At 70.9% G+C, this 25,226-nt stretch carries 26 protein-coding genes; 13 read left to right on the top strand and 13 right to left on the bottom strand.

The window, feature by feature from the left end; genetic code table 11:
* Positions 1–120 precede the first annotated feature (120 nt).
* On the top strand, positions 121–498 hold the full coding sequence (locus tag ACQRWP_RS03375) for a hypothetical protein (RefSeq protein ID WP_354944799.1): 378 nt from the start codon (positions 121–123) through the stop codon (positions 496–498).
* A gap of 64 nt (positions 499–562) precedes the next feature.
* Here the strand turns inward: ACQRWP_RS03375 and ACQRWP_RS03370 are convergent, their stop codons facing one another.
* Positions 563–1,510, bottom strand: coding sequence for a sporulation protein (locus tag ACQRWP_RS03370; protein ID WP_430500741.1), 948 nt, complete (start codon positions 1,508–1,510; stop codon positions 563–565).
* A gap of 199 nt (positions 1,511–1,709) precedes the next feature.
* Positions 1,710–1,928, bottom strand: a complete 219-nt coding sequence (locus ACQRWP_RS03365; RefSeq protein ID WP_430500740.1) for a hypothetical protein — start codon at positions 1,926–1,928, stop codon at positions 1,710–1,712.
* 14 nt (positions 1,929–1,942) lie between these two features.
* On the opposite strand from ACQRWP_RS03365, the gene ACQRWP_RS03360 reads away from it, so the two are divergent.
* Positions 1,943–2,161 carry a hypothetical protein gene (locus tag ACQRWP_RS03360; protein WP_430500739.1) on the top strand — a complete coding sequence of 73 codons (219 nt, stop codon included), beginning with the start codon at positions 1,943–1,945 and terminating at the stop codon, positions 2,159–2,161.
* 13 nt (positions 2,162–2,174) lie between these two features.
* Here the strand turns inward: ACQRWP_RS03360 and ACQRWP_RS03355 are convergent, their stop codons facing one another.
* Complete coding sequence (locus ACQRWP_RS03355; protein ID WP_430500738.1) at positions 2,175–2,951, bottom strand: DeoR/GlpR family DNA-binding transcription regulator; 777 nt, start codon at positions 2,949–2,951, stop codon at positions 2,175–2,177.
* A gap of 37 nt (positions 2,952–2,988) precedes the next feature.
* Positions 2,989–4,980, bottom strand: coding sequence for a beta-galactosidase (locus tag ACQRWP_RS03350; RefSeq protein WP_430500737.1), 1,992 nt, complete (start codon positions 4,978–4,980; stop codon positions 2,989–2,991).
* 283 nt (positions 4,981–5,263) lie between these two features.
* Between ACQRWP_RS03350 and ACQRWP_RS03345 the strand changes: the two genes are divergently transcribed.
* The 7 genes from ACQRWP_RS03345 to ACQRWP_RS03315 all read left to right on the top strand — a co-directional run bounded on the left by ACQRWP_RS03345 (position 5,264) and on the right by ACQRWP_RS03315 (position 12,812).
* On the top strand, positions 5,264–6,592 hold the full coding sequence (locus ACQRWP_RS03345; protein ID WP_430500736.1) for an ABC transporter substrate-binding protein: 1,329 nt from the start codon (positions 5,264–5,266) through the stop codon (positions 6,590–6,592).
* Positions 6,593–6,613: 21 nt separating this feature from the next.
* Positions 6,614–7,570 carry a carbohydrate ABC transporter permease gene (locus ACQRWP_RS03340; RefSeq protein WP_238678805.1) on the top strand — a complete coding sequence of 319 codons (957 nt, stop codon included), beginning with the start codon at positions 6,614–6,616 and terminating at the stop codon, positions 7,568–7,570.
* Positions 7,567–8,481, top strand: a complete 915-nt coding sequence (locus tag ACQRWP_RS03335) for a carbohydrate ABC transporter permease (protein ID WP_430500735.1) — start codon at positions 7,567–7,569, stop codon at positions 8,479–8,481. The genes ACQRWP_RS03340 and ACQRWP_RS03335 overlap by 4 nt, the downstream gene beginning before the upstream one ends.
* The gene (locus ACQRWP_RS03330) at positions 8,478–10,679 is read left to right on the top strand and encodes an alpha-galactosidase (RefSeq protein ID WP_430500734.1); all 2,202 of its coding nucleotides are present in this window, start codon (positions 8,478–8,480) and stop codon (positions 10,677–10,679) included. The genes ACQRWP_RS03335 and ACQRWP_RS03330 overlap by 4 nt, the downstream gene beginning before the upstream one ends.
* A gap of 38 nt (positions 10,680–10,717) precedes the next feature.
* Positions 10,718–11,119 (top strand): YciI family protein, encoded by a 402-nt coding sequence (locus ACQRWP_RS03325; protein WP_430500733.1) that lies wholly within the window; start codon positions 10,718–10,720, stop codon positions 11,117–11,119.
* Between the two features lie 43 nt (positions 11,120–11,162).
* A complete protein-coding gene (locus ACQRWP_RS03320) occupies positions 11,163–12,383 on the top strand; it encodes an RNA polymerase sigma factor (protein ID WP_430500732.1) in 1,221 nt (406 codons plus the stop codon).
* A 108-nt stretch (positions 12,384–12,491) separates the two neighbouring features.
* Positions 12,492–12,812 (top strand): DMT family transporter, encoded by a 321-nt coding sequence (locus tag ACQRWP_RS03315; RefSeq protein WP_112603856.1) that lies wholly within the window; start codon positions 12,492–12,494, stop codon positions 12,810–12,812.
* A gap of 55 nt (positions 12,813–12,867) precedes the next feature.
* Here the strand turns inward: ACQRWP_RS03315 and ACQRWP_RS03310 are convergent, their stop codons facing one another.
* Positions 12,868–14,259 (bottom strand): cellulase family glycosylhydrolase, encoded by a 1,392-nt coding sequence (locus ACQRWP_RS03310; protein ID WP_430500731.1) that lies wholly within the window; start codon positions 14,257–14,259, stop codon positions 12,868–12,870.
* 375 nt (positions 14,260–14,634) lie between these two features.
* On the opposite strand from ACQRWP_RS03310, the gene ACQRWP_RS03305 reads away from it, so the two are divergent.
* Positions 14,635–15,597, top strand: coding sequence for a TIGR03557 family F420-dependent LLM class oxidoreductase (locus tag ACQRWP_RS03305; protein ID WP_430500730.1), 963 nt, complete (start codon positions 14,635–14,637; stop codon positions 15,595–15,597).
* A 62-nt stretch (positions 15,598–15,659) separates the two neighbouring features.
* On the top strand, positions 15,660–16,469 hold the full coding sequence (locus ACQRWP_RS03300) for an alpha/beta fold hydrolase (protein WP_430500729.1): 810 nt from the start codon (positions 15,660–15,662) through the stop codon (positions 16,467–16,469).
* A gap of 137 nt (positions 16,470–16,606) precedes the next feature.
* Here the strand turns inward: ACQRWP_RS03300 and ACQRWP_RS03295 are convergent, their stop codons facing one another.
* The 8 genes from ACQRWP_RS03295 to soxR form a co-directional block, all read right to left on the bottom strand.
* Complete coding sequence (locus ACQRWP_RS03295) at positions 16,607–17,434, bottom strand: hypothetical protein (RefSeq protein WP_430500728.1); 828 nt, start codon at positions 17,432–17,434, stop codon at positions 16,607–16,609.
* Positions 17,435–17,500: 66 nt separating this feature from the next.
* Positions 17,501–18,310 (bottom strand): endonuclease/exonuclease/phosphatase family protein, encoded by an 810-nt coding sequence (locus tag ACQRWP_RS03290; protein WP_430500727.1) that lies wholly within the window; start codon positions 18,308–18,310, stop codon positions 17,501–17,503.
* Positions 18,311–18,321: 11 nt separating this feature from the next.
* The gene (locus ACQRWP_RS03285) at positions 18,322–19,812 is read right to left on the bottom strand and encodes a phosphatase PAP2 family protein (protein ID WP_430500726.1); all 1,491 of its coding nucleotides are present in this window, start codon (positions 19,810–19,812) and stop codon (positions 18,322–18,324) included.
* 69 nt (positions 19,813–19,881) lie between these two features.
* Entirely contained in the window at positions 19,882–20,883 is a 1,002-nt protein-coding gene (locus tag ACQRWP_RS03280) for a YihY/virulence factor BrkB family protein (protein WP_430500725.1), read from the bottom strand.
* The gene (locus ACQRWP_RS03275) at positions 20,876–21,880 is read right to left on the bottom strand and encodes a diacylglycerol/lipid kinase family protein (protein WP_430500724.1); all 1,005 of its coding nucleotides are present in this window, start codon (positions 21,878–21,880) and stop codon (positions 20,876–20,878) included. Before ACQRWP_RS03275 ends, ACQRWP_RS03280 begins: the two co-directional genes overlap by 8 nt.
* Positions 21,881–21,973: 93 nt before the next feature.
* Positions 21,974–22,552, bottom strand: coding sequence for a Clp protease N-terminal domain-containing protein (locus ACQRWP_RS03270; RefSeq protein WP_430503398.1), 579 nt, complete (start codon positions 22,550–22,552; stop codon positions 21,974–21,976).
* Positions 22,552–22,788, bottom strand: a complete 237-nt coding sequence (locus ACQRWP_RS03265; protein WP_030336062.1) for an HTH domain-containing protein — start codon at positions 22,786–22,788, stop codon at positions 22,552–22,554. Before ACQRWP_RS03265 ends, ACQRWP_RS03270 begins: the two co-directional genes overlap by 1 nt.
* 32 nt (positions 22,789–22,820) lie before the next feature.
* On the bottom strand, positions 22,821–23,300 hold the full coding sequence (gene soxR, locus ACQRWP_RS03260; RefSeq protein ID WP_430500723.1) for a redox-sensitive transcriptional activator SoxR: 480 nt from the start codon (positions 23,298–23,300) through the stop codon (positions 22,821–22,823).
* 84 nt (positions 23,301–23,384) lie between these two features.
* Here soxR and ACQRWP_RS03255 point away from each other — a divergent pair, with 84 nt between their 5' ends.
* Positions 23,385–24,266 carry an NmrA/HSCARG family protein gene (locus ACQRWP_RS03255; protein ID WP_430500722.1) on the top strand — a complete coding sequence of 294 codons (882 nt, stop codon included), beginning with the start codon at positions 23,385–23,387 and terminating at the stop codon, positions 24,264–24,266.
* A 92-nt stretch (positions 24,267–24,358) separates the two neighbouring features.
* The gene (locus ACQRWP_RS03250; protein ID WP_430500721.1) at positions 24,359–25,219 is read left to right on the top strand and encodes a universal stress protein; all 861 of its coding nucleotides are present in this window, start codon (positions 24,359–24,361) and stop codon (positions 25,217–25,219) included.
* Positions 25,220–25,226: the final 7 nt, after the last annotated feature.

The following is a 25,226-nucleotide window of genomic DNA, read 5'->3' as shown; positions in this document are numbered from 1 at the left end:
TCCGGGGCCTCGGGTAGTCGGGGGTTGTCCCCGCCACGAAAGCGAACCGTGCCGTGGCCGAAACGCGGTAGCGGGGCGAGGGAATGCAGGTACGACTCATCGCATCCTGAGGAGGACCAGATGAGCACGCAGGCTGCTTCCACCCGGCCGATGAACCGGCCCATGAACGACCCGCAGAATCCCGCTCAGATGCGGGACATGCAAACCCAGCAGATGCCGGTCATGCACGATGGGCGTCGCAACGACATGCAGGCACCCGGTACGGAGACCAAGCAGGCGTTCAAGACCACCGAGTTCTGGATCTACCTGATCGCGGTGGCCGCCGTACTGGGCGCGTCGCAGGTCGTCGGTAAGAACTCCGCAGGGGTGGACATCTTCCGGGCCGACAACGCCTGGTTCCTGATCACCCTGCTGACGCTGGGCTACCTCGGTAGCCGTGGCCTCTCGAAGGCCGGCAGCAACTGGCGCAGCAGCGAGGAGCGCAAGGCCCGGCACTGACCGGTTCACAGTGCACGGTGGCCTCCGGGAGAACCTCCCGGAGGCCACCGTCGTCTGTGCAGGACTACTCGTCGCCGCCGAAGTCTCCGCCGAAGTCACCCTCGAACGCATCCTCGATCATCTCGCCGGCGACCATGCCGCCGGCGACGCCGAGCGCCGCCCCGGCCACCATGCCGCCCATGCCGCCGTGCCCACGGCCGCGACCGTGGCTCGCGCCGTACTGGGAGCGCAGGCTGCCGTAGCGGGACGTGGTCTCGCGCAGCCAACCGTCGACGACCTGCGCCCAGTCCACCCGGTCGACGTCGGCGTGCGACACCTGGAAGCGACCGAACGCGTCGTGCCCGGCACTGAGGAACCCGCCGCGCTTGTCGCACTCCAGGATGACCTCCACACCGCGCTGGCTGGTCACGAGTGTCAGCTCGACCTCCCGGATGGTGCTCGCGTACTGCGGGGAGGCGAAGAACTCGATCTCCTGGTAGAACGGCAGCGTCTGCTGCACGCCCCGGATGTGACCACGCTCCAGGTCGGCGTGCTTGAACCGGAAGCCGAGCCGCTGGAACGCCTCCAGGATCCGCTCGTGCACCGGCAGCGGGTGCACCGCCACCTGGTCCAGGTCGCTCTTGTCGACCGCCCGGGCGATCGCCAGCTCGGTGCGCAGACCCATCGTCATGCCGTGCAGGCGCTGGCCGTACACGTCGGTGATCGGGGTCTCCCACGGCACCGGCAGCTGGAACGGGATCGAGAGCTGCTGCTTCGGGGCGAGCTTGAGCGGACCGCTGACCGCCATGCGGTGGAACTCCATCGTGCCCGCGTACTCGGTATCGTGTCCCTCGACCTCGACCCGGGTGACCAGGCCGATCACCACCTGCTCGATGGCTGCCTCAGCGTCGCCGCCGACGAGGTTGACCTGCCCGTCGAGGGTCAGGCCGGGCCGGGTGTTGGGGTTGGTCAGCACGGTGTCCACGCTGGGACCGCCCACACCGAACGCGCTCAACATCTTCTTGAAGACCATCGGAACTCCTGTGCGACGCCGACCGCTCCAGGCTGGAGTCGGACGTTGACTCGAACGGCACCCTATCCAGCACCCCTGTGAGGTGGCTGTGAAGCGCCACGATGGCGCGCCGCGCGCTTGATCAACTCGGGTTCCTGGAAAGCGGGGCATCACCACGACCAGGACACCCCGACTTCCGTGAACCCGAGTCGATCACGCATCAGGGGGCGAAATCGCCGTCCTTCACCCCGTTGACGAAGGCCATCCAGCCGCCTGCCGGGTAGACGAGGGTCGCCGCCGCTCGGACCTTAATCCGGCAGCACGACAAGAGCGGCGGATCGGTCAGGAATCGAGAAGCCCTGGTCATCGAGCCGCAGCTAGCGTGACCGCCGTCGACATCCCGACCGGCAGATCGCCGGGAACGAAAGATGCTCGTCATCCCAGGAGGTTGCCTTGAGTGCGAACGCATGGGTTCGGCAGATCCACCGGTGGCTGGCCATCGCCTTCACGGTGACCGTCATCGTCACCTTCGTCGCGTTGGCACAGGAGGACCCCGTCGTCTGGGTGTCCTACGTGCCCCTGCTTCCCCTTGCCCTGCTCCTGTTCACCGGGTTGTACCTGTTCGCCCTGCCGTACGTCGCCAAGAGGCGGCGAGCCGGGAGGCCGAGCTGAGGGCGTCAGGCCGTCAGTCGGGCTCCACGATCACCAGTTCGCCGACCTGTTCGCCAATCAAGGTGCGCGCCTCGGTCGGCAGCCCACGGTCGGTGATCAGCACGTCGGCGGCCTCCAGTGGGGCGATGGTGGCGATGCCGATCGTCTCCCACTTGGTGTGGTCGGCGAGCACCACCAACCGGCGGGCCGCGCCGATGAGGCAGCGGTTGACGCCGGCCTCCAGCAGGTTGGGCGTGGTGAACCCGGTCCGTGGGCTGAGGCCGTGCACGCCGAGGAAGAGCAGGTCGACGTTGAGCGCGCTGATCGCCGCCTCGGCCACCGGCCCGGTCAACGCGTCCGACGGGGTGCGGATGCCACCGGTCAACACGACGGTCTGGTCGGCGCGCGGGTTCTGGTAGAGCGCGTCGGCCACCGGGATCGAGTTGGTCACCACGGTCAGCCCGCGTACGTCGGAGAGGAGCGTGGCCAGCGCGGCGGTGGTGGTGCCGGCGGAGAGCGCGATGGCCATTCCCGGCTCCACCATCGTCGCGGCCCGCTCGGCGATGGCCCGCTTCTCCGCCTGCTGGCGGATCGACTTCGCGGCGAAGCCGGGTTCCTCGGCCGAGCCCGGCCCGGCGAGGGTCGCGCCGCCGTGCACCTTGTCCACCAGGCCGCGCTCGGCCAACACCTCCAGGTCACGCCGGATCGTCATGTCGGACACGCCGAACCGACTGACCAGGTGACTCACCCGTACCCCGCCGCGTTGGCGGATCAGATCGAGGATGGCGGTCTGCCGCTGCTGGGCGAGCATGGGGGGAACCTCCTTCGCGCTGTGACTGTCGTCGGAATCAGGTCCGATCCTCACGGACGACCGCCACCTCACCGGCCGGCAGTGCCAGCTCACCGACGCAGTGTCCTCCGGTCAACAGCTCGACGCCGTGCGCCGGCAGGCGTACCTCGGTGTCGGTGTGGTTGATCGCGAACAGCCAGGTCCGGTCGCCGTCGCGGCGGCGGACCACCTCCACCCCGGACGGCGCCGACACCGCCGGGCGGACGCCGGCCTCGGCGAGCAGCCGGGCCACCAGTCGATCGGTTGCCGGCTCGTCCAGCCGGGTGCCGACATACCAGGCGGCGCCGTCGCCCACCCGGTGTCGGGTCAGCGCCGGCACGCCGGGCAAGGGCCCATCGGTGTACGACGCGAGCACCTCGGCGCCGTCGGGGTGCACCCACTCGGTCCACACGTCGGCGGTGCCGCCGTCGTCGAGGTGGACCTGCTCGCCCTCGCGCAGCGGGAAGAACTCCTCGGTCCGCACGCCGAGCAACTCCCGGAACGCGCCCGGGTAGCCGCCCAGCCGGATGTGGTCGTCGGCGTCGACGATGCCGCTGAAGTAGGTGACCGCCGCCGTGCCACCGGCCGCGACGTACCGGTGCAGCGCGTCGACGTCGGCGTCCCGGACCAGGTAGAGGGTCGGCACCAGGACCAGCCGGTAGCCGCTGAGGTCGGTCGACGGGTGGACGATGTCGGCGGTCACGCCGGCCCGCCACAGCGAGCCGTACAGGGCGTTCAGCCGGTCGGCGTAGGTGACGTCGACGCTGGGGCGCGAATCCAACTCGACACCCCACCATGCCTCCCAGTCGAACAGGATCGCCACGTCGGCGTCCACCCGGCTGCCGCGTATCTCGGCCAGCGCCTTGAGGTCCGCGCCGAGCTGGCAGACCTCGCGGAACACCTTGGTGTCCGGCCCGGCGTGCGGCACCAGCGCGGAGTGGAACTTCTCCGCGCCGGCCCGGGAGGCACGCCACTGGAAGAAGAGCACCCCGTCGGCACCGCGGGCGACGTGCGCGAGGCTGTTGCGGCGCATCTGCCCGGGCAGCTTGGCCACGTTGCGTGGCTGCCAGTTGACCGCGCTGGTGGAGTGCTCCATCAGCAACCACGGGTCGCCACCGGCGACGCCCCGGGTGTGGTCGGCGGCGAGTGCCAGCCCGAGGTGCGCCTGCGGGTCGGCGGCGGTCAGGTAGTGGTCGTTGGAGACGAGGTCCACGTCGGACGCCCAGGAGTGGTAGTCCATGTGCTTGATCCCGAAGCCGATCATGAAGTTGGTGGTGATCGGCTGCCGGACCAACGTCTGCAACACCTCGCGCTCGGCGCGCAGTTGGGCGCGTTGCTCGTCGGAGGAGAACCGCAGGAAGTCCAGCTGCTGCGTCGGGTTGGCGAAGGTCAGCGCGGCGCGCGGCGGGTTGATCTCGGCCCAGTCGCCGTAGCGCTGGCTCCAGAACGCGGTGCCCCAGGCGTCGTTGAGCCGGTCCAGGTCGCCGTAGCGCTCGCGCAGCCAACCGCGGAACGCCTCGGCGCTGACGTCGCAGTAGCAGTGCACGTTGTGGCAGCCCAGTTCGTTGGAGATGTGCCACATGACCACGGCGGGGTGCTCGGCGTACCGGCCGGCGACCGCGCGTACCAACTCCAGCGACCGCTCGCGGAACACCGGTGAGCTGGGGCAGTACGCCTGCCGTCCCCCCGGCCAGAGGATCGCGCCGTCGGCCCGGCGGGGCAGCGTCTCCGGGTGAGCGCGGGCCAACCACGGCGGTGGGCTGGCCGTGGCGGTGGCCAGGTCGACCTGGATGCCGCCGTCGTGCAGCAGATCCAGCACCCGATCCAGCCAGCCGAACTCGAACCGACCCTGGGTGGGCTCCAGCAACGCCCAGGAGAAGATGCCGACGGAGACCAGGTTGACCCCGGCCTGGCGCATCAGCTCGACGTCCTCGGACCAGGTTTCCTCGGGCCACTGCTCGGGGTTGTAGTCGCCGCCGAAATAGATGCTGTCACCCTGCCATCGCCGCATGACAGCTGAGGGTGCACCCGCTGGTCCACGAAAGTCAACAGGTTCCAACATTGAGCTTCTTTCCAACGTTTACCAGATAACGGCCGTGTCACGACTGGGTTATCAGAGGCGAACTGCCCTCTTGACAGCGCCCGACCGCAGAGTAGCTTGAGGCCCCAATGGCCGTTCGTGTTCGCCAATGTGGATTCTCGGTGGATCTCAATGTGTGATCACGGCGCTGGACCTGCCTTCACCACCCCTGAGGCCCTTGGGCGTAGCTCCTTCTCATCCGCAGGAGGCACAGATGTCCCGTCCCCAATCCCAAGCCGAGTACCTGGCTCGGCTCGTACCGCCCTCAGTCGCCGGCATCAACCGACGGTCGTTGCTGGCCGGCGCGGCCGGCACGGGCGCGCTACTCGGCACCGGCCTGCTCGCCGGCTGCGGCGACGACTCCGGCTCCGGCGGGTCCAGCAAGGACGTGTCGCTCGGCTCGAACCAGTCCGACCCGAAGCCGAAGGACGTCCTGGTCAAGGTCACCGACGGCTTCAAGACCTCGTCCGGGGTGCAGGTCGCGGTCAATACGGTCGACCACAACACGTTCCAGGAGAACATCAACAATTACCTACAGGGCAAGCCCGACGACGTGTTCACCTGGTTCGCCGGTTACCGGATGCGCTTCTTCGCGCAGAAGGGCCTGGCCAGCGACATCAGCGACGTGTGGGGCAAGCTCTCCGGCTACTCCGACGCCTTCAGGAAGGCATCCACCGGCGACGACGGCAAACAGTACTTCGTGCCGGCGTCCTACTACCCGTGGGCGGTCTTCTACCGCAAGTCGGTGTGGCAGCAGCACGGCTACCAGGTGCCCACCACCCTGGACCAGCTCACCGCGCTCGGCGCACAGATGAAGAGGGACGGCCTCACCCCCATCGCCTTCGCCGACAAGGACGGCTGGCCGGCGATGGGCACCTTCGACATCCTCAACCTGCGCATCAACGGCTACCAGTTCCACATCGACCTGATGGCCGGCAAGGAGGCCTGGACCTCCGACAAGGTCAAGAAGGTCTTCGACACCTGGGCCGGCCTGCTCCCCCTGCACCAGCCGGACAGCCTCGGCCGCACCTGGCAGGAGGCCGCGCAGTCGTTGCAGCAGAAGAAGAGCGGCATGTACCTGCTCGGCCTCTTCGTCGGTCAGCAGTTCAGCAACGAGGAGCAGAGCGACCTCGACTTCTTCACCTTCCCCGAGATCGACCCGGCCATCGGCGCCAAGGCGCTGGACGCCCCGATCGACGGCTACATGATGGCCCGCAAGCCCAAGAGCGAGGACAACGCGCGCAAGCTGCTGGAGTACTTCGGTGGCAAGGACGCTGCGAACATCACGATCAAGAACGACCCGGCCACCCTGGTCGCCAACACCAGCGCGGACGTCAGCGGCTACACCGCGCTTCAGAAGAAGGCGGCCGAGCTGGTCGGGTCGGCCACCGAGATCGCCCAGTTCCTCGACCGGGACACCCGGCCGGACTTCGCCTCGACGGTGATCATCCCGGCGCTCCAGCAGTTCATCAAGGACCCCAAGGACATCGGCGGGCTCACCTCGTCCATCGAGAACCAGAAAAAGTCGATCTTCACTGACTGACGGCGGAAGGGGGAGGACATCGTGTCCGACCTGCCCCTGATCCAAGCGGATCGCGCCGTGCCGCCGCCGGCCGCGACCACCTCCACTGGTGGTCGTCGCCGGCGGCTACGGCTCCTGTCCCGCACCGACCGCGTGGTCATCACGCTGATGGTGCTCGTCCCACTGCTGCTCGTCACCGGGTTCGTCTGGTTGCCGGCGGCGGCCACCGTGCTGCTCTCCGGCACCAACTGGGACGGCATCGGCCCTCTCAACGAGATCGAGTTCGTCGGCGCGCGCAACTACAGCGACGTGGTGAACATCTACCCGCCGTTCGTGCCGGCGGTCCAGCACAACCTGCTCTGGCTCGCGGCGCTCTTCGTGGTGGCCACCCCGTTCGGCATGTTCCTGGCCGTGCTGTTGGACAAGGAACTGCGCGGCAGCCGCTTCTACCAGACCGCGCTCTACCTGCCGGTGGTGCTCTCGCTGGCGCTCATCGGCTTCGTCTGGCAGCTGCTCTACTCCCGGGACCAGGGCCTGATCAACGCCGTCTTCGGCAGCAGCATCGACTGGTACGGCGACTCCAGCGTCAACATCTGGGCGGTCATGGTCGCCTCCGGGTGGCGGCACGTCGGGTACATCATGCTGCTCTACCTGGCCGGTCTGAAGGGCGTCGACCCATCGCTGCGCGAGGCGGCGGCGGTCGACGGCGCCTCGGAGAGCCGCGCGTTCTTCCGGGTCGTGTTCCCGGTCATGCGGCCCATCAACATCATCGTGCTGGTGGTGACCGTGATCGAGTCGCTGCGCGCGTTCGACCTGGTCTGGGTGGTCAACAAGGGCCGCAACGGGCTGGAGCTGATCTCCGCGCTGGTCACCCAGAACGTGGTGGGTGAGGCGAGCCGGATCGGCTTCGGCTCGGCGCTCGCGACGATCATGCTGGTCGTCTCGCTGGTCTTCATCACCATCTACCTGGCGACCGTGATGAGGGAGAACCGGGAATGAGCAGCACGACCATCACCCGGCGTACCGAGGACGGGCCCGACGCGCCACCCCGCCGCCGCAAGCTGACCCCGTTACGGATCCTGCTGCACGGCTTCCTCATCGTCGTCTCGCTGGCCTGGCTCTTCCCGATCGCCTGGGCGGTGCTGACCTCGCTGCGCTCGTACGACTACACCGCCGCGAACGGCTACGTCTCCTTCGGCGGCTGGACCTTCGACAACTACGTCACCGCCTGGCGGACGGCGGAGTTCGGGCAGCACTTCCTCAACTCGGTGTACATCACCGTGCCGGCGGTGCTGCTGACGCTCTTCCTCGCCTCCTGCGTGGCGTTCGTCATCGCCCGGTTCAGTTGGAAGCTCAACCTCGTCCTGCTCGGGATCTTCACCGCGGCCAACCTGCTGCCCCAGCAGGCGCTGCTCATCCCGCTGTTCCGGCTCTTCACCGCGGTGCCGCTGCCGGAGTTCATGAGCGACTCGGAGCTGCTCTACGACAGCTACTGGGGGCTGATCCTGATCAACGTGGCCTTCCAGTGCGGTTTCTGTGTCTTCGTGCTCAGCAACTACATGAAGGCGCTGCCCCGTGACCTGTACGAGGCGGCGATGGTCGACGGGGCGAGCATCTGGCGACAGTACTGGCAGGTCACCATGCCGCTGTGCCGGCCGGCCCTGGCCGCGCTGGCGACGCTGGAGGTGACCTGGATCTACAACGAGTTCTTCTGGGCCACCGTCCTCATGCGTACCGGCGACAAGTTCCCGGTGACCAGCTCGCTCAACAACCTGCGCGGTGAGTTCTTCACCGACAACAACCTGGTCTCGGCGGGCAGCGTGCTCGTCGCGATCCCCACCCTGGTGATCTTCTTTATGCTCCAGCGGCACTTCGTTCGGGGCCTGACCTTGGGAGCCTCCAAAGGATGACGATCCTGCACCTGCGCCGCGCGCGGACCAGCCTGGTGCTCGACGCGCGCGGCCCGGGGCTGCCCCGGGTCGTGCACTGGGGCGGCGACGTCGGCGACCTCGACGACGACGGCCTGCGCCAGCTCACCGACGCGACCGTACCGCCGGTGGTGCCGAGCAGCTTCGACGAGCCGACCGTGCTGTCAGTGCTGCCGGAGGCGAGCGCCGGCTGGAGTGGACGGCCCGGTCTGGCCGGCCACCGCGACGGGGCCGACTGGTCCACCGCGTTCCGGCTGGACGGTCTCGACGTCGACCAGCCCGCCGACGGACCGGCGCGGGTGACCGTCCGGGCGTCGGACCCGGCCACCGGGCTGGCCCTGACCATCGAGATCATGCTCGACCCGTACGGCCTGCTGGCCGTACGGCACCGGCTGCGCAACGACGGCGACAGCGCGTACGAGCTGCGGGAGCTGACGCCGGTGCTGCCGGTGCCGGCGGTCGCCACCGAACTGCTCGACCTGACCGGCCGGTGGTGTCGGGAACGGTCCCCGCAGCGGCACCCGTGGCAGCACGGCACCTGGGTCCGCGAGGGCCGACACGGCCGTACCGGGCACGACGCCACGCTGCTGCTGGTGGCCGGCACCACCGGGTTCGGCTTCGGCCACGGCGAGGTCTGGGCGGTGCACACTGCCTGGAGCGGCGACCACGTCACGTTCGCCGAGCGTCGGCCCACCGGCGAGTCCACCCTCGGTGGCGGCGAGCTGCTGGCCCCCGGGGAGATCCGGCTCGGCCCCGGCGAGGCGTACGAGACTCCCCTGCTCTACGCGGTCTGGTCCGACGTCGGGCTGGACGGGCTCAGCGACGTGCTGCACACCCACCTCCGGGCTCGCCCCGAGCACCCGCGCTCCCCCCGCCCGGTCACCCTCAACGTCTGGGAGGCGGTCTACTTCGACCACGACCTGGACCGGCTGCGGGCGCTCGCCGACCGGGCCGCGCAGATCGGCGTGGAGCGGTTCGTGCTCGACGACGGCTGGTTCCGCGGCCGGCGCGACGACACCGCCGGGCTCGGCGACTGGTACGTCGACGAGGGCGTCTGGCCGGACGGCCTGCAACCGCTGATCGAGCACGTCACCGGCCAGGGCCTCCAGTTCGGCCTCTGGGTCGAGCCGGAGATGGTCAACCCCGACTCGGACCTGTTCCGCGCGCACCCCGACTGGTTGCTCGCCGTGCCGGGGCGGCTGCCGCCGGCCTGGCGTCACCAGCAGGTGCTCGACCTGGGCCGCCCCGAGGCGTACGACTATGTGCTGGAACGCCTCGACACACTGCTCACCGACCACCCCGGCATCCGGTACCTCAAGTGGGACCAGAACCGGGACCTCACCGAGGCCGGGCACCATGGCCGCCCCGGGGTGCACGGGCAGACCCTGGCGGTCTACCGGCTCTTCGACGAGTTGCGCGATCGACACCCGGGTTTGGAGATCGAGAGCTGCTCGTCCGGCGGGGCCCGGGTGGACCTGGCCATCCTGGCGCGCACCGACCGGGTCTGGGCCAGCGACTGCAACGACGCCCTGGAGCGGCTCAGCATCCAACGCTGGACGGGGCTGCTGCTGCCACCGGAGCTGATCGGCACCCACGTCGGTCCGGAACGCTCGCACACCACCAACCGCGTACACGACCTGGGTTTCCGGGCGGCGACCGCGCTCTTCGGCCACCACGGCATCGAGTGGGACATCGCGTCGATCAGCGCCGCCGAACAGACCGAACTGGCCGCCTGGGTGGCACTGCACAAGCGGCTGCGCCCGCTGCTGCACGCCGGTCGGGTGGTCCGGGTCGACCACCCGGACCCGGCCGTCTGGGCGCACGGCGTGGTCGATCACGACAACACCCGAGCGGTGTACGCGGTGGCCCGGCTGACCACCTCGGTGGCGCAGGTGCCCGGCGCGGTGCGGCTGCCCGGCCTCGACCCGGGCCGGCGGTATCGGGTACGGCAGGTGTCTGGCGTACCGGCCCCGGCGAGCATCGACCTGTCCCCGCCCACCTGGCTGGCGAGTGGTCTCACCCTCAGCGGGGCGGCGCTGGCCCGGGTGGGTGTGCAGCTGCCGGCCCTGCACCCGGAGCAGAGCCTGGTGCTGGAGGTCGACGCCGTCGACCGAAAAGATTCTGGAGAATCTTCGGCCGGGGTGTCGAGAACGGCGGGGCCTGCTTCTACCTCAGTGTGAGAGCACCGACGACGGTGCACGGGCGTGAGGAGCCAACCATGAAGTACATGCTGCTGATGCAGTTCAGCGCCGCCGCGACCGACTTTCCGAGCGTCGACACCTGGACCCAGGACGAGGTCCGGGCGCACATCGCATTCATGGGCGAGGTCAACGCCAAGCTCACCGCCGCCGGCGAGTGGGTCGACGGGCAGGGCCTCGGTGGCCCGCAGCAGGCCCGGATCGTCCGCGCCGGTGAGGGTGGGGCGCCGGTGGTCACCGAGGGGCCGTTCGCCGAGACGAAGGAGTTCCTGGCCGGCTTCTGGATCGTCGACTGCGAAAGCCCGCAGCGGGCCGTGGAGCTGGCCGCGCACATCTCCACGGCGCCCGGCCCCGGCGGCCGGCCGCTGAACATGCCGATCGAGGTGCACCCGGTGATGTCCGCCCCGGCACAGGAGCTGTGAGGGACTGAACACCGACCCCCGCATCGAGGACCTGCTGCGCGAGTTGGCGCCGCAGGTCCTCGGCGTGCTCAGCCGCCGCTTCGGTGACTTCGCCACGGCGGAGGACGCGGTGCAGGAGGCGCTGCTGGCCGCCGCCACCCAATGGCCGACCGAGGGGCTACCGGCGAACCCCCGGGGCTGGCTGATCCAGGTCGGTTACCGGCGGATGATCGAGCTGGTCCGCGGTGAGCAGGCCAGACGCCGCCGGGAGGACCTGGTCGCCCGCCGGGATCCGGACGACCAGCGGTACGCGCAGGCCCCGGACGAGGAGTTGACCGCCGAGCGGGACGACACTCTGGTGCTGCTGTTCCTCTGCTGCCACCCGGCGCTCGCGCCGACGTCGGCGGTGGCGCTGACCCTGCGCGCCGTCGGTGGGTTGAGCACCGCCGAGATCGCCCGCGCGTTCCTGGTGCCCGAGGCGACGATGGCGCAGCGGATCAGCCGGGCCAAGCAGCGCATCCGGGCATCCGGGCTGCCGTTCCGGATGCCCGAGCCGGCGGAGCGGGCGGACCGGTTGATCGCCGTACGGCAGGTGCTGTACCTGGTCTTCACCGAGGGGCACACCAGCACCACCGGCCCGGGCCTGCGCCGCGTCGACCTCGCGGCGGAGGCGATCCGGCTGACCCGCGCGCTGCACATGCTGCTGCCGAACGACAGCGAATCGGCCGGACTGCTGGCGCTGATGCTGCTCACCGAGGCACGCGGCCCGGCACGGACCGGGCCTTCCGGCGAGCTGATCTCACTGGCCGATCAGGACCGCAGCCGCTGGGACGCGACGGCGATCGCCGAGGGCGTCGCATTGGTCACCCGGGCACTGCCACGCGGGCCGGTCGGTCCGTACCAGGTGCAGGCCGCCATCGCCGCCCTGCACGACGAGGCGTCGAGCACCGAGCAGACCGACTGGCCGCAGATCCTGGCGCTGTACGAGGTGCTGGAACGCCTGGCCGGCAGCCCGGTGGTGGCCCTCAACCGGGCGGTGGCGACGGCCATGGTGCACGGACCGGCCGCCGGCCTGGCCGCCCTCGACGCGTTGGCCCACGACCCGCAGTTGGCCGGACATCACCGGCTGGCCGCCGCTCGCGCCCACCTGCACGAGATGGCCGGTGACCAGGCCCAGGCGATCGCCGACTACCGGATCGCCGCCGCCCGCACGAGCAGCCGCCCCGAACAGCTCTACCTGACCATGCGAGCTGCCCGCCTGGCCCAGTCCGTCGATCTGCCGTAACGACAGGGATCAACCCGTCACCCCGACCGGGTCGGCCGGGCGGGGGCATCGCCGGCACTAGCCTGGGTGGCGACGGGCTTCATCGACCACCAAGGAGCAAGGGGACGCATGGCGTACGTGCTGCTGGGGATCGCCATCCTCGCCGAGGTGGTGGCAACCAGCCTGATCAAGAGCACCGCCGGGTTCAGTCGGCTCTGGCCGACGGTGGCGTGCCTCGGCGGCTACGCCCTGGCGTTCCTCCTGCTGGCCCAGGCCGTCAAGGAGATCCCCGTAGGGGTGGCGTACGCCCTCTGGTCGGGTCTGGGTACCGCGGCCATCGTGGCGATCGGGGCGGTGTTCCTGGGCGAGTCGGTGGGGTTCGCCAAGCTCACCGGCATCGCACTGATCATCGCCGGGGTGGTCATCGTGAACCTGGCCGGGGAGCACTGACCGGGACGGTTTCCGGTGGCCGGGTCCGACGGGGACCCGGCCACCGGTCCGACGGTCAGCTCGCCGTGCAGCTCACCACCGGCAGGCTGTTGGTGCCGGTCCAACTGCCGAGGAAGCCGAAGCTGGCACTGGCCCCGGCGGCCAGCCGTCCGTTGTAGTCCGTGTTGCGGGCGGTCACCGTGGTTCCGCTGCTGGTGAGGGCCACATTCCAGGACTGGGTGACACGCTGGCCGTTGGCGAAGGTCCAGCCGGCGGTCCAACTGGTGATCGCCCTCGCGCCAGCGGTCACCCGTACCTCACCCTGGAAGCCGCCCTGCCACTGGTTGGTCACCGTGTACGTCGCCGTGCAGCCACCGTTCGGCGGGGGCGTCGTCGGCGGCGGTGTGGTCGGCGGGGGCGTCGTCGGGGGCGGGGTGGTCGGCGGTGGCGTCGTCGGGGGTGGGGTGGTCGGCGGTGGGGTGCCGCCGAAGACGCTGGCCTCGCGGGCGGTCTGCCGGATGCCGTTGACACCGTTGAAGAGGCGCTGACCCCAGTCGGTCAGGCTCGCCGGGTTGAAGCTGGTGGCCAGGTCGAGATACTCGACACCGCCGCCGTTGCCGCTCCACGACCATCCCAGCCAACCGATCCCGTTGGCCTGGCTGTACGCGAGGATGGCGTCCTCGTCCGGGTTGCCGTCGGAGTGGTTGAAGCCGAACTCACCGACCACGATGGGCAGCCCGGCAGTGCGGAACCGGCCCAGGTAGTCGCTGATCTCCGCGGCGGTGTCGAACACCCCGTACATGTGGATGGAGAACACTGTGTTGCGGGCCGGGTCGGCGGCGAAGACCGACGCGGCGTTGTCGCGCATGGTGAACGACCAGTCCTGCCCCCAGTTCGGCGCGTCCACCATGATCGTGTGGGTCAACCCGCCGGCCCGCAGGCGCTTGATCGCATTGGCGCTGTCGGTGGCCCACGAGGCGTAGTTCTGGTTGCCGTACGGCTCGTTGCCGATGTTGACGATGACGTACCTCTCCTGGCCGGCGAGGACGTCGGCGAGGCTGAGCCAGTAGTCGACGGCACGGTCGAGGGTGATCGCACCGCTCTGCTCGCCGTACCCGGTGGTGTCGTGCACCTCCAGCACGCAGATCAGCCTGTTGGCCTTGCAGAGCGAGATGACGTTGGCGACGTCGGCGTTGGTGTTGCGGGTCCACCGGTCGCCGCTGGAGAGCACCACCCGCACGGTGTTCGCGCCGAGCGCCTTCACGTCGGTGAACGAGCTGGTCTGCTGCGGGTACCAGGTGTGCGCGTGGTTGACGCCGCGCATGATGAATTCGGCGCCGTTGGCGTCGTACAACTTGCCGCCTGCGACGGAGAAACCAGCCGCGGCGTGTGCCGGCTGGCCGAACGCCAGCACGGTGACGAGCAACGCGAGCAGTGTCGCGCCGGCGGCGGAGAGTCGAGTCTTCATGGCCTTCCTCAGGGAGGACCCCCGGTGCCCGACAGGGGTGGGGATGTGACAGGGGAAGGCGGCTGCAGCCCGGCAGCCGCGCCCGGCTCTCGGCGCAGGCATCAGCGTAGGACGATGGATTGGTCTTCGCAACCGGTTCAGTTGACGGGCCCACAGCCCAGACAGCCGCAACGGCCCACGCGGACGCGGGCCGTCGCGGGGCGGTCATCCCCACCACAGGATGTGCGCCACACCCGGCTCTTAACCGGTTAAGAGCGACGGTAGGCAGGCGGCCGGGATCCGTCAAGCACCGCGGCAGCCGAACCGGACGGGAGGGTTGACCGCCGTGCACCGGGGTATCCCGGGAACGATCCGTCAGCGAGAGGGGATACCAGGATGGTCAGCGTCGGCTACACCCTGATGAGCGAGCAGGCCGGGCCCAAGCAGCTGGTGGACCATGCGGTACGCGCCGAGGCGGCTGGTTTCGACCAGCTGGTGATGTCCGACCACTACTACCCCTGGCTGGACTCGCAGGGCCACTCCCCGTACGCCTGGTCGGTGCTCGGCGCGGTCGCCCACGCCACCTCCCGCGCGCAGCTGATGTCCTTCGTGACCTGCCCGATCCGCCGCTACCACCCGGCCGTGGTCGCGCAGAAGGCCAGCACCATCGGGGCGCTCTCGGACGGCCGGTTCACCCTGGGCCTGGGCGCCGGGGAGAACCTGAACGAGCACGTGGTTGGCGGCTGGCCGCACGTCCAGCAGCGGCACGAGATGTTCGAGGAGGCGTTGCAGATCATCCGGCCGTTGCTCAACGGGGAGACGCTGACCTTCTCCGGCAACCACTTCGACGTGCCCGACGCCTACATCTGGGACCGCCCGGAACGGCCGGTGCCGATGGCCATCGCCGCGTCCGGTCGACAGTCCGCGACGCTGGCCGCCGAGTACGGCAACGGCCTGATCTCCACCGAACCCGACCGGCACATCATCGAGATGTACGACGACGCCGGGGGCGCCGGCCAGCCCCGCTACGGCCAGGTGGCCATCTGCTACGGCCCCGACGAGGCGGAGTGCCGCAAGATCGTGCACGACCAGTTCCGCTGGTTCGGAATGGGTTGGAAGGTCAACGCCGACCTGCCCGGCCCGGAGTCCTTCGCCGCCGCCACCCAGTTCGTCCGCGAGGAGGATGTCGCCGAGGGCATCTCCTGCGGTCCGGACACGGAAGCGCACGTCGAGGCGTTCCGCAAGTTCGTCGAGGCCGGCTTCACCCACGTGGCGATCATCCAGGTCGGTGGGGAGACCCAGCCGATGTTCCTGGACTGGGCGCAGGAGCAACTGCTGCCCCGACTGCGTCAACTGTGAACCGAACCGCTACCCGTGCGCCGCACCGGCCGACCCGACCGGCTCGCGCCGGCCGATTCGGGTTGGCCGAACTGCAGCTCGGCATGGCCGCGCCCCGGCCGGCCGCCGGACTGACCAGCGAGTGGCGGCTCGTCGACGGGCTGCGCACCCACACCCGGCACGCTGCGGGCCCGACCACCGAAGCGCCGCCCGTGGTGCTCGTGCACGGGCTGGCGGTCTCGCACCGGTATCTCACCCCGCTGGCCGTCGCGCTCGCCACCACCCATCAGGTGTACGTGCCGGACCTGCCCGGCTTCGGGCTGACCCAACGCCCCCGGGGCGCGTACGACGTGCGCCAGCATGCCGAGCACCTGGCCGCCTGGCTGGCCGCGTACCGACTGCCACCGGTCTGCCTGCTGGGGCACTCGTTCGGCGCCGAGGTGGCCGCCACGCTCGCCGCGAACCACCCGGGCTCGGTACGCGCGCTGGTGTTGGCCGGGCCGACCAGCGACCCGGCGGCCCGGTCCCGACGGGCCCAGTTCGGTCGTTGGCTGGTGGACAGCCTGCGCGAAGCGCCGCTACAGGCCCCGATCCTGGCGCGGGATGTGTGGAACGCCCGGCCCTGGCGGGTCCTCGCGACGCTGTCGCACTCGGTGCGCAACGCCATCGAGGCGGACCTGGTCCGGATCACCGCGCCGACCCTGGTCCTGACCGGCGAGCGGGACCCGATCGCGCCGCCGCGATGGCGGGACCAGGTGACCAGGTTGGTGCCGGACGCCAACCTGGTGGTCGTTCCCGGCGCCCCGCACAACGCGGCGACGACCAACCCGACGGCGGTCGCGGACGCGATCCGCCGCCTGCTCGCCCCTCATTCCGCACTCACGGACAGGTGAACATCATGCGCTTCGGCAACACGGAGATCCGCCTGCTCGGCGGGGGCCTCGGCTGCCTCCTGATGATCCTCTTCTCGATCGTGGCCTCGGTGGTGCTGACCGTCCTGCTGAATCTGGTGCTCTGAGCCGCGCACGTGTCAGCGGCGCAGGCCCAGGGCGCTGAGCACCTCCCGAACGGCCAGCCGGGCCGGATCGAGCACCGAACGGTGGGCCCAGCGGGCCACGGGCGCGACGGTGGCCCGCCAGACCGCCCTGAGGCTCCGCGCCACCGGCACGACCGTCACCGACCAGACCCACCGGACTCCCCGCAGCAGCGGGCGTACGGCGTGCCGCCACAGCCAGCGCAACCCTCGCCCGAGTGGGCGCAGCAGCAGTCGGTGGAGCAGTCGCAGCACCCGGCCGGCCGTCCGCCACGCACCGACCATCGCGGCGACGACCAGCCGACCGGCGGGCGTGAGCACCGTGCCCAACCATCGCAGCGGCCACAGGAGCAGATGCTCGGCGAGCCAGACCAGCACGCGCCCCAGGACCACCAGGGCCGGGCGCAGCCCATGACGGGTCAGCCAGACCAGCGCGGGCCAGATCACCGTGCGCACGACCCACACCAGCGGGAGCCACAGCAGGTGCCGGGCGCACCAGACCAGCGGAAGCCAGGCCAGCCGGTGCAGAAGCCAGGCCAGCGGGGCCAGCAGCCAGCGGCGAAGGAACCGGCCCGCCGGGCGGAGCAGGTACCGGTGCAGCAGCCGGCCGGCAGCCGCGATCAGCTCCCAGAGCAGGCGTACCGGCAGCACCACGACCAGCGCCACACCGCGCGCGACGGCCGCGACGAGCGGAGGCGCGACGGCGGCCGGCTGCGCCGTGCCCGAGGCCAGCGGGTCGGCGGCCGGACGTGCCCTCGTCGGCGCGGACCGGTGATCATTCGCCGGACCGGGCAGCGGCGAGCGGAGGGCGCGGCGGTCGGTCACGGTGGCACGGTAACCGGCCCGCGCCACGCCCCAGGGGGTGCTCGCAGCGCGGACCGACGGGTGGCGTCAGGCGGGAGACAACTCCAGCGTGGCGAGCAGCGGATAGTGATCGGAGGCGGTGGCCGCCCCGCCGTCGCGGATCACCCGACAGTCGCCCACCCGCTGCGCCAGGGCGGTGCTGCCGAGCAGGTAGTCCAGCCGCATCCCGGCGAACTCGGCCCCGCCGAGTCGGGTGGGCACGGTGTGGCCGGCGGTCTCCGGCGCGTCGACGTTGCCCGACGGCCAGAGGTCGACCAGGCCGGCGGCGAGCAACCGGGCGATCGCGCGGGTGTCCACGGCGTCACCGGAGCGACGCAGGTGCCGTCGCCGGTAGAGGGTGGGCATGCCGGCCAGACGGGCCGTGTGGTCGACGGTCGGGTCGAGCGAGTTGAGGTCACCGGCGACCAGCGTCAGCGGACCCTGGTTACGACGCATCGCGGCGACCAACCAGTCGACCTCCATCCGCCGCCGGCCCCCGGAGTACGGGTAGAGGTGGGTGCCGAGCACGGTGAACGGGCCGGCGGACGTGGCCACCACGACGCGCGCGGCGGCGTGGTGGAACGGACGGCGCACCGAACCCGCGTCGACCACCCGGTACGGCGGCCGGACCAGCACCGCCACCGGCTGCCCGAAGCAGGACCGGGCCAGATGGGGAATCATCCCCACCCGGCCCGCCACGATGGCCATCAGCCCGTCCCGGTCGAAGCCGCGCAACTCCTGAAGGGCCAGCACGTCCGGTGCGTGCTCGTCGACGACCTGGACCACCTGATCCAGCCGGTCGGGGCCGCCGCGATCCCGGCCGCCGGTGCGGATGTTCCAGGTCATCACCCGCAGCACGACGGCGGCGCCTAGTCGGCTCGGCCGGCCCGCGCCAGCTCGTCGTCGAGGGTGTCCACGTCCTCCGACTCGATGGCCGGTCGGTTGCCTTCCTTCAGGTCCTCGTTCGGGCGGATCACCAGGTAGAGCAACCCGATCCAGAGCGCGGAGAGCAGGATCGCGCCCATGAAGTCGGTCGGGTGGTGCATCCCCCGGTACATCCGGGAAGTGGCCACCCCGACCGGCATGAGCACGGCCAGCACCACGAAGATCCAACGCCACCACCGGTCGGTACGCGGGAAGACGATGAGGGTGATCGCCAGCCAGACGCAGATCGTGGCCGCGATGTGCCCGGACGGGAACGACGAGGTGGGCATCTGCCCGTCCAGGTTCTCCACCGGCGGACGCGGCCGGTCGACCGCGCGGGCCGACGCGAGGAAGAGGGTCAACTCCCCCACCATCGCCAGCGCCACGAAGAGCACCGGGCGCCAGCGCCGCCAGACCGCCAGCACCAGCGGGCAGAACACCAGGGAGATCAGCAGGATGGCATGGGTGTCACCGAACTTGCTCCACCACCAGCTGACATCGGTCAGCACCTCGGTGTGCCGCTCGGCGAACCACCGCGGCACCTCCGTGTCGAGGGTGTCGAAGAAGGTGCCCTTGGCGTGGTAGCTGACGTACGTGCCGAAGCCGTACAGCGCCCCGAACACGATCACCCAGCCGACCAGCAGCTCGGCCACCGCCGAGCGGGGGTGGGCCAACACGTGTTCCTCGGCCGGGGCGGGGGCGATGTCGTGCCCCGCCTCCGGCTCCAGACCCTCGGTCAGCGGCGGCACCGGCCGCCCCCGCTCCCGCCGCCACAGTCGGAAGGCGTACGCGGTGACGCCCAGCCAGGCGGCCCCGAGCAGCCAGGCGGCCAGCACGTCGGAGACGAAGTGCACGCCCAGCGCGATCCGGGTCAGCCCGACCAGTGCCACCAGCACACCGACGCCGACGATGGCCGGCTTGCGCCAGCGGGGCGCCATCGCCGGCAGGAACACCAGCAGCAGCGCGCCGTACGCGACGAACGAGCCGAGCGCGTGGCCGCTCGGGAAGCTGTTGCCGGGCGCGCTGGCGATCGGCACGTCCACGACCGGGCGGAGCCGGCCGACAAGCGTCTTCAGTGACGGGTCGAGGATCAGGCCGCCGACCCCCGTGATGATCAGGTAGACGGCGAGCCGGGGCTGCCGCCGGATCAGCAACCCGACCACGGCGATGGTGACCAGCCAGATGAGGATCGGTCGGCCGCCCAGGTCCGTCACCGCCTGGAGCACGGTGACCAGCGCGTGGTGCGGGGCGACGAGGCCGTTGAACCACTCGGCGAGCCCGTGGTCGGCATCCTGGAGCGGGCTCCACTGCACCCGGACAAGCAACAACAGCAGCCCGAAGGCCACCCCGGCACCGGTGACGGCCACCAGACCGGCAATGCTCCGTTCGGCGAAATGACCGATCGGACGGCGCGCCACCTCTTTGACCGCGGTCACCCCGCACCTCCCTTGTCTGTCTGGCGAGGCGCATTACCCGATCCGCGTCCGTCGTACACGCCGGTGCCGCTAGAGCGCCGACATGTCCCCGGTGTCGTACAGCTCGGCGCGGTCCGGGTCGGGCTCCCACAGGTCCGGTTGGGCGGGCTCCCGCGCACCGATGCGCAGCGCCTCCAGTTGGGCGGCGAAGGCCAGCCCACCGAAGAGCGCCATCCCGGTCAGGTTGGCCCAGAGCAGCAGCGCCATCATGCCGGTGAGGGCGCCGTAGGTCTGCCCGAAACCGTCACTGAACCGCACGTACGCGGCGAGCAGCAGGCTGGCCAGCCACCACAGCGCCGTGGCGATGCCGGCGCCGAACAACAGCCAGGACAGGCCGGGTTGGTTGCGGCGCGGCGCGTGTCGGAACAGCACGGCGACGGCGACAACGGTCAGCCCGAGACTCAGCGGGAAGCGGATCACGTCCCAGATGCCGTTGGCTAGCGCACCCCACTCGTAGTGTTCGCGGACCGAGTCGCCCATCGCGCCGCCGCCGACCAGGATCAGGAAGCCGGCGAGCGCGGGCAGACCGGCGGTGACGGCCAGCACGGCGGCCCGCAGGTATTTGCGCAGCGCCGGACGGTCCCGCTCGACGCCGTAGATGCGGTTGGCGCCCCGCTCGATCTGGGCCATCGTGGTGGTGAGCGCGAACAGGCCGGTGAGCAGACCGAGGGTGAGCGCCAGCTCCCCCGCGTCCTCGACGCGTTCGCCCTCGCCGAGCAGCCCGGCGACCATCTCCGCGCTCTGGCCGGGGGTGAGCGCCAGGACGGTGTCGGCGACCACCTGGCCGCCCTCCTCGACGCCCAGCTCGCTGATCAGGCCGGTGAGGGCGATCAGGAACGGCACCACGGCGAGGCAGAGTTGCAGCGCGAAGGCCCGGGAGTGGCTGAACCCGTCGCCGTAGCGGAACCGGATGAACGCGTCCCGCAGCAGGTGCCAGCCGCCCTGCCCGCGCAGTGTGTGCCAGGCGTCGTCGGCGGACAGCTCCTCGTCGGTCATCAGCCGGGTCTCCGGCACGATGCGGGTGCTACTCACGGCGGGCTTCCTCGATCAGCTGCTCGCCCCGCTCCCCGGCACCTTGCGCGTCGACGGCCAGGTCGGGGGCGTCCTCGGGCTGGGGGACGCAGAGCCAGAGCGCCTGCGGTCGAACCTCCGCCCGCAACTGCCGGCCCGGGGAGATCAGGTCGCCGTCCAACTCCCGAGGCTGCGCCCGGTTGCTGGTGACCACCACGCGCCGGCCCCGGAACACCTCCAGCTGCGGCACTCGGCCGCTACGGCGGACCACCGCCCAGCCGAGCGCGAGCCAGTGCCGCAGGTTGCGCGGGGTGAGCACGGCGACGTCGAGCCAGCCGTCGTCCGGCTCGGCCTCGGTCAGCAGGGTCAGGCCGCCCTGCAGCCGACCGACGTTGGCGATCAGGACCGAACGGGCCCGGCGGCGCACCGGCGGCCGGTCGTCGATGCGGATCTTCACCCGCATCGGCCGGTCCCGTAGGTGACGGGCGGCGCCCACCACGTACGCCGGCCAGCCGATGCGGGCCTTGGTGGTCTCGTTGGTGGCCTCGAGCATCTGGGCGTCGAAGCCCATGCCGGCCATCACTGTGAAGTACTTGTCCTCGACAGCGCCGACGTCGAGCAGCCGTCGGCCGCGTTCGACGGCGACCTGCAACCCGGCTGCCAGGTCGGTGGAGAGCCCCAGGTTGGCGGCGAGCAGGTTGCCGGTGCCCTGCGGCAGCACGGCGAGGGCCACGTCGGTGCCGACCAACCCGCTGACGCAGGACATCACGGTGCCGTCACCCCCGCAGGCGAAGACCAGGTCGACGCCGTCCTTGACGGCCTGCTCGGTCTGGCCGCGACCCGGGTCGTCGACTGTCGTCTCGAACCACTGCGGCGCGGGCCAACCGGCCGCGGTCAGGGCGTCGTCGACGGTACGGCGCAACTCGTCGAGATCGTCGACCTTGACCGGGTTGACCACCACAGCGGAGCGCAACCCGCCGTCGCCGCCCGAGGGCCGCCTGTCCTGTCCAGCATCCACGGCGCCAGTGTGCAGCACCCGGACGGCTTCAGCGACCCGGCGACCGGCGCGCGTCGGAAGTGCCACAGACAGGTTTCAACCCGGCCCCACCCGTCAGGCCGCCGCCCGCAGGGCGAGCTCCACCCGCCGGCGTAGATCGTCGAGGTCGACCCCGGACTCGGTGAGCACCAACGCCCCCAGCCCGTTGCCCTCCCGGAGCACCCCGAGCAGGATGTGCTCGGTGCCGATGTGGCGGTGGCGCAGCCGGATGGCCTCCCGCAGGGACAACTCCAGCGCCTTCTTCGAGCGGGGCGAGAACGGGCCGCCGAGGTACCGCTTACGCCCCCAGCGGCGGCGCGGTGCCGGGACCGCCTCCCGTAGCGCGTGAGGACCGAAGGACTGCTCGATGCGGGCCACGATCGCGGCCAGGTCGATGCCGATCTCCCGCAGCGCCGCCGCGTCCGCGTCGCCGAGGCCGGCGCCGCCGGTGACGGTGTGCCGCCGGACGCGTTCGCGAAGGTCGTCGGCGCGCACCCCGGCGTCGGCGAGCACCCGGCTGGCCAGCCCGGCGTCGTCGGCGAGCAGGGCGAGCAGCAGATGCTCGGTGCCGACGGGCCGCTGGCCCTCGACCCGCGCCTCTTCCAGCGCCCGTCGCACCACGCCGCGCGCCCGGTCGGTGAATCGTTCGAACATCACGCCTCCCAGGATGAGTTGACCGCCGGTCGCCCGGCGTGCTTCTTGTGCACCGCCTGCCGGCTGACCTCGAGCGTGTCGGCGATCTCCTGCCAGGACCAGCCCTGTCGTCGGGCGTTGTCGACCTGGACCACCTCAAGCCGCTCGAGCAGCCGGCGTAGCGCGCGGACGGCGCGCAGCCCGACCCGGGGGTCGGTGCTGCCGGCTGCCGCCGCGAGTTCTGTCGCCTGACTCATGCCGTCAACATACGTTGACAACTCCTACCGTGTCAACCCTGGTTGACATGATCGGTTCGTGGCGACAGCAACCGGCGCGCTCCGGAGCCCTCACGACCGAGCACGTCGCGGGGGTTGGTCAGATGACAGGCCCGCAGCGACAAGCAGCCACAGCCGATGCAGTCACTGAGATCGTCGCGCAGCGCCTGCAACTGCGCGATGCGCGCGTCGAGCTCGGTCCGCCAGGCCGCCGACAGCCGGGCCCAGTCGTCGGGGGTCGGGGTGCGTTCGCTGGGCAGCTGGTCCAGGGCTTCGCGGATCGCCGTCAGCGAGATGCCGACGTGCTGGGAGGCCCGGATGAACGCGACCCGCCGCAGGGTGTCGCGGCTGTACCGGCGCTGGTTGCTCGCCGTCCGCGTGCTGCGGATGAGGCCCTTGCGCTCGTAGAAGTGCAACGCCGAGATGGCGACACCGCTGCGGTCGGCGACCTGCCCGACGGTGAGTTCGTGAAACGTGGTGCGGGGCCTCGGCATGGATCGACCGTACCGCTTGACCTCAACCATGGTTGAGGCCAGAGGATCAGCGGCGTCCCCGAACCGCGAGCAAGGAGCCTTCCTGTGACCACAGTTCTCGTCATCGGCGCCACCGGGCAGCAGGGCGGCGCCGTCGCCGATCTGCTGCTCCAACACGGCCACGAGGTCACCGCCTACGTGCGCTCACCCGAGTCCCCGCCCTCCCAGGCGCTGTCCGCCGCCGGGGCACGGCTCGTCGTCGGTGACCTGGGCGACCCGGTGGCGCTCGCCGACGCCGCCCACGGCGCCGACGCGGTCTTCGGGCTGTCCGTGCCGTTCGGATCCGGCGGGAAGGACGAGGAGGTCACCCAGGGTCGCCTGCTGGTCGACGCGGCGGCCGAGGCGCACCTCGTCTACTCCTCGGTACGCGGCGCCGAACGGATGGTCGAGACGGACATCGACCACGCCGACAGCAAACAGCACATCGAGGCGTACCTGCGCAAGCAGCAGGTACGCGCGACCATCCTCGCGCCGGTCTACTTCATGGAGAACGTCCTGAACACCGGGTTCAGCCGCCTCACCGACGGCGTCCTGGCCAACCCGCTCTCCGGGGGCAAGCCGCTGGACCAGGTCACCGTCCGGGACATCGCCGGCCTCGCCGTGCACGCCATCGAGCACCCCGAGCGGTTCGTCGGCGAGCGGATCGACGTCGTCTCCGACCGGGTGACCGGCGAGGAGGCGGCCGGCATCCTCAGCGACGTGCTCGGCCGCGAGATTCCGTACCAGCAGCTGCCGTTGGACCAGGTCCGGCAGTGGGCCGGCGACGAGATCGCCGACATGTTCCAGCGCTTCGAGGACACCACCGACTTCGTCGACGTCGACGCGCTGCACGCAGCGCACCCCGACGTCGCCTGGTACCGCTACGCCGACTGGGCCCGCACGGTCGACTGGGACCGAGTCCTCTCCAGCCGGACGAGCGGGCGATAACGCAACGACGCAACGCCACCGTGCTCATCCGACTACCCTCGGTCAGGGACAGCTTGGTCGTGCCGGGCGCGACGCCCGGGAGGTGATATCGGATGGCCGCACCCGCCGACGCAGCGGTGCTGGTCGGCCTCGGGTCGGAACTCGACCTCCCGGTCGTCGAACAGGCCGCGCAGGAGGCCGCCGGACACGGCCGGCCACTGCACCTGCTGCACACCTTCGACTGGCGCGCGGCCTTCGCCGCGGACACCGTCGCCGTACCCCGCGACCAGGCCGAAAAACTGATCACCCGCGCCGCCCAACTCGCCCACCAGACCGAGCCGGGGCTGACCGTACGCGGGGAGATCGTCGAGAGCGCCATGCTGCCCACCCTCATCCGCCGCTCGGAGGGCACCTTCCTGCTGGCCGTCGGCGACAGCGGCATGGCGGGCAGCGGCCAGTGCGTTCCGGCCGAGACGACCGCCGTGCAGTTGGCCGCGCGCGCCGGCTGCCCCCTGTTGGTGGTTCGGCGTGAGCCGCCGCCGCAGGGTCCGGTGCTGGTGGGCGTGGACGGCTCCCCCAGCTCACACCTCGCCCTCCAGTGGGCCGTGCAGTGCGCGGCCCGCCGGGGCGCGCGACTGCTGGCGCTGCGGGTGGTCGAGTACGACGAGGACACCGACGCGGTCGCCGAGCAGCTCACCGAGGCACTGGCCCGGCACACCGGCCGCGACAACACCGTGCCGACCGAGTGTCGCGCGGTACGCGGCGACCCCGCCGACGTGCTGATCGACACCTCCCGCAACGCGCAGGTGGCGCTGGTCGCCGCGCGCGGCGACGAACCGGGCCGGGCCATGCTGGGCGCGGTCGCCCAGTCCCTGCTCTACCACTCCCCGGCTCCGGTGGTCGTCGTCCGCGGCCTGGCCGAGGCGCCGCTGACCGGGCCTGGCGCCCGCCCGGTGCGGGACCAACGGCCCTGACCTCGGG

The organism is Micromonospora trifolii (assembly GCF_050516465.1).
Lineage (GTDB): Bacteria > Actinomycetota > Actinomycetes > Mycobacteriales > Micromonosporaceae > Micromonospora > Micromonospora trifolii.
This window is presented reverse-complemented; position numbering and strand designations above follow the sequence as displayed.

Coding starts and splice junctions, on each gene's coding strand:
- ACQRWP_RS03335 (WP_430500735.1), top strand. CDS start 7,567: ATGAGCAGCACGACCATCACCCGGCGTACCGAGGACGGGCCCGACGCG.
- ACQRWP_RS03270 (WP_430503398.1), bottom strand. CDS start 22,552: ATGTTCGAACGATTCACCGACCGGGCGCGCGGCGTGGTGCGACGGGCG.
- ACQRWP_RS03370 (WP_430500741.1), bottom strand. CDS start 1,510: ATGGTCTTCAAGAAGATGTTGAGCGCGTTCGGTGTGGGCGGTCCCAGC.
- ACQRWP_RS03330 (WP_430500734.1), top strand. CDS start 8,478: ATGACGATCCTGCACCTGCGCCGCGCGCGGACCAGCCTGGTGCTCGAC.
- soxR (WP_430500723.1), bottom strand. CDS start 23,300: ATGCCGAGGCCCCGCACCACGTTTCACGAACTCACCGTCGGGCAGGTC.
- ACQRWP_RS03310 (WP_430500731.1), bottom strand. CDS start 14,259: ATGAAGACTCGACTCTCCGCCGCCGGCGCGACACTGCTCGCGTTGCTC.
- ACQRWP_RS03265 (WP_030336062.1), bottom strand. CDS start 22,788: ATGAGTCAGGCGACAGAACTCGCGGCGGCAGCCGGCAGCACCGACCCC.
- ACQRWP_RS03315 (WP_112603856.1), top strand. CDS start 12,492: ATGGCGTACGTGCTGCTGGGGATCGCCATCCTCGCCGAGGTGGTGGCA.
- ACQRWP_RS03375 (WP_354944799.1), top strand. CDS start 121: ATGAGCACGCAGGCTGCTTCCACCCGGCCGATGAACCGGCCCATGAAC.
- ACQRWP_RS03250 (WP_430500721.1), top strand. CDS start 24,359: ATGGCCGCACCCGCCGACGCAGCGGTGCTGGTCGGCCTCGGGTCGGAA.
- ACQRWP_RS03355 (WP_430500738.1), bottom strand. CDS start 2,951: ATGCTCGCCCAGCAGCGGCAGACCGCCATCCTCGATCTGATCCGCCAA.
- ACQRWP_RS03365 (WP_430500740.1), bottom strand. CDS start 1,928: ATGACGAGCATCTTTCGTTCCCGGCGATCTGCCGGTCGGGATGTCGAC.
- ACQRWP_RS03350 (WP_430500737.1), bottom strand. CDS start 4,980: ATGCGGCGATGGCAGGGTGACAGCATCTATTTCGGCGGCGACTACAAC.
- ACQRWP_RS03305 (WP_430500730.1), top strand. CDS start 14,635: ATGGTCAGCGTCGGCTACACCCTGATGAGCGAGCAGGCCGGGCCCAAG.
- ACQRWP_RS03345 (WP_430500736.1), top strand. CDS start 5,264: ATGTCCCGTCCCCAATCCCAAGCCGAGTACCTGGCTCGGCTCGTACCG.
- ACQRWP_RS03325 (WP_430500733.1), top strand. CDS start 10,718: ATGAAGTACATGCTGCTGATGCAGTTCAGCGCCGCCGCGACCGACTTT.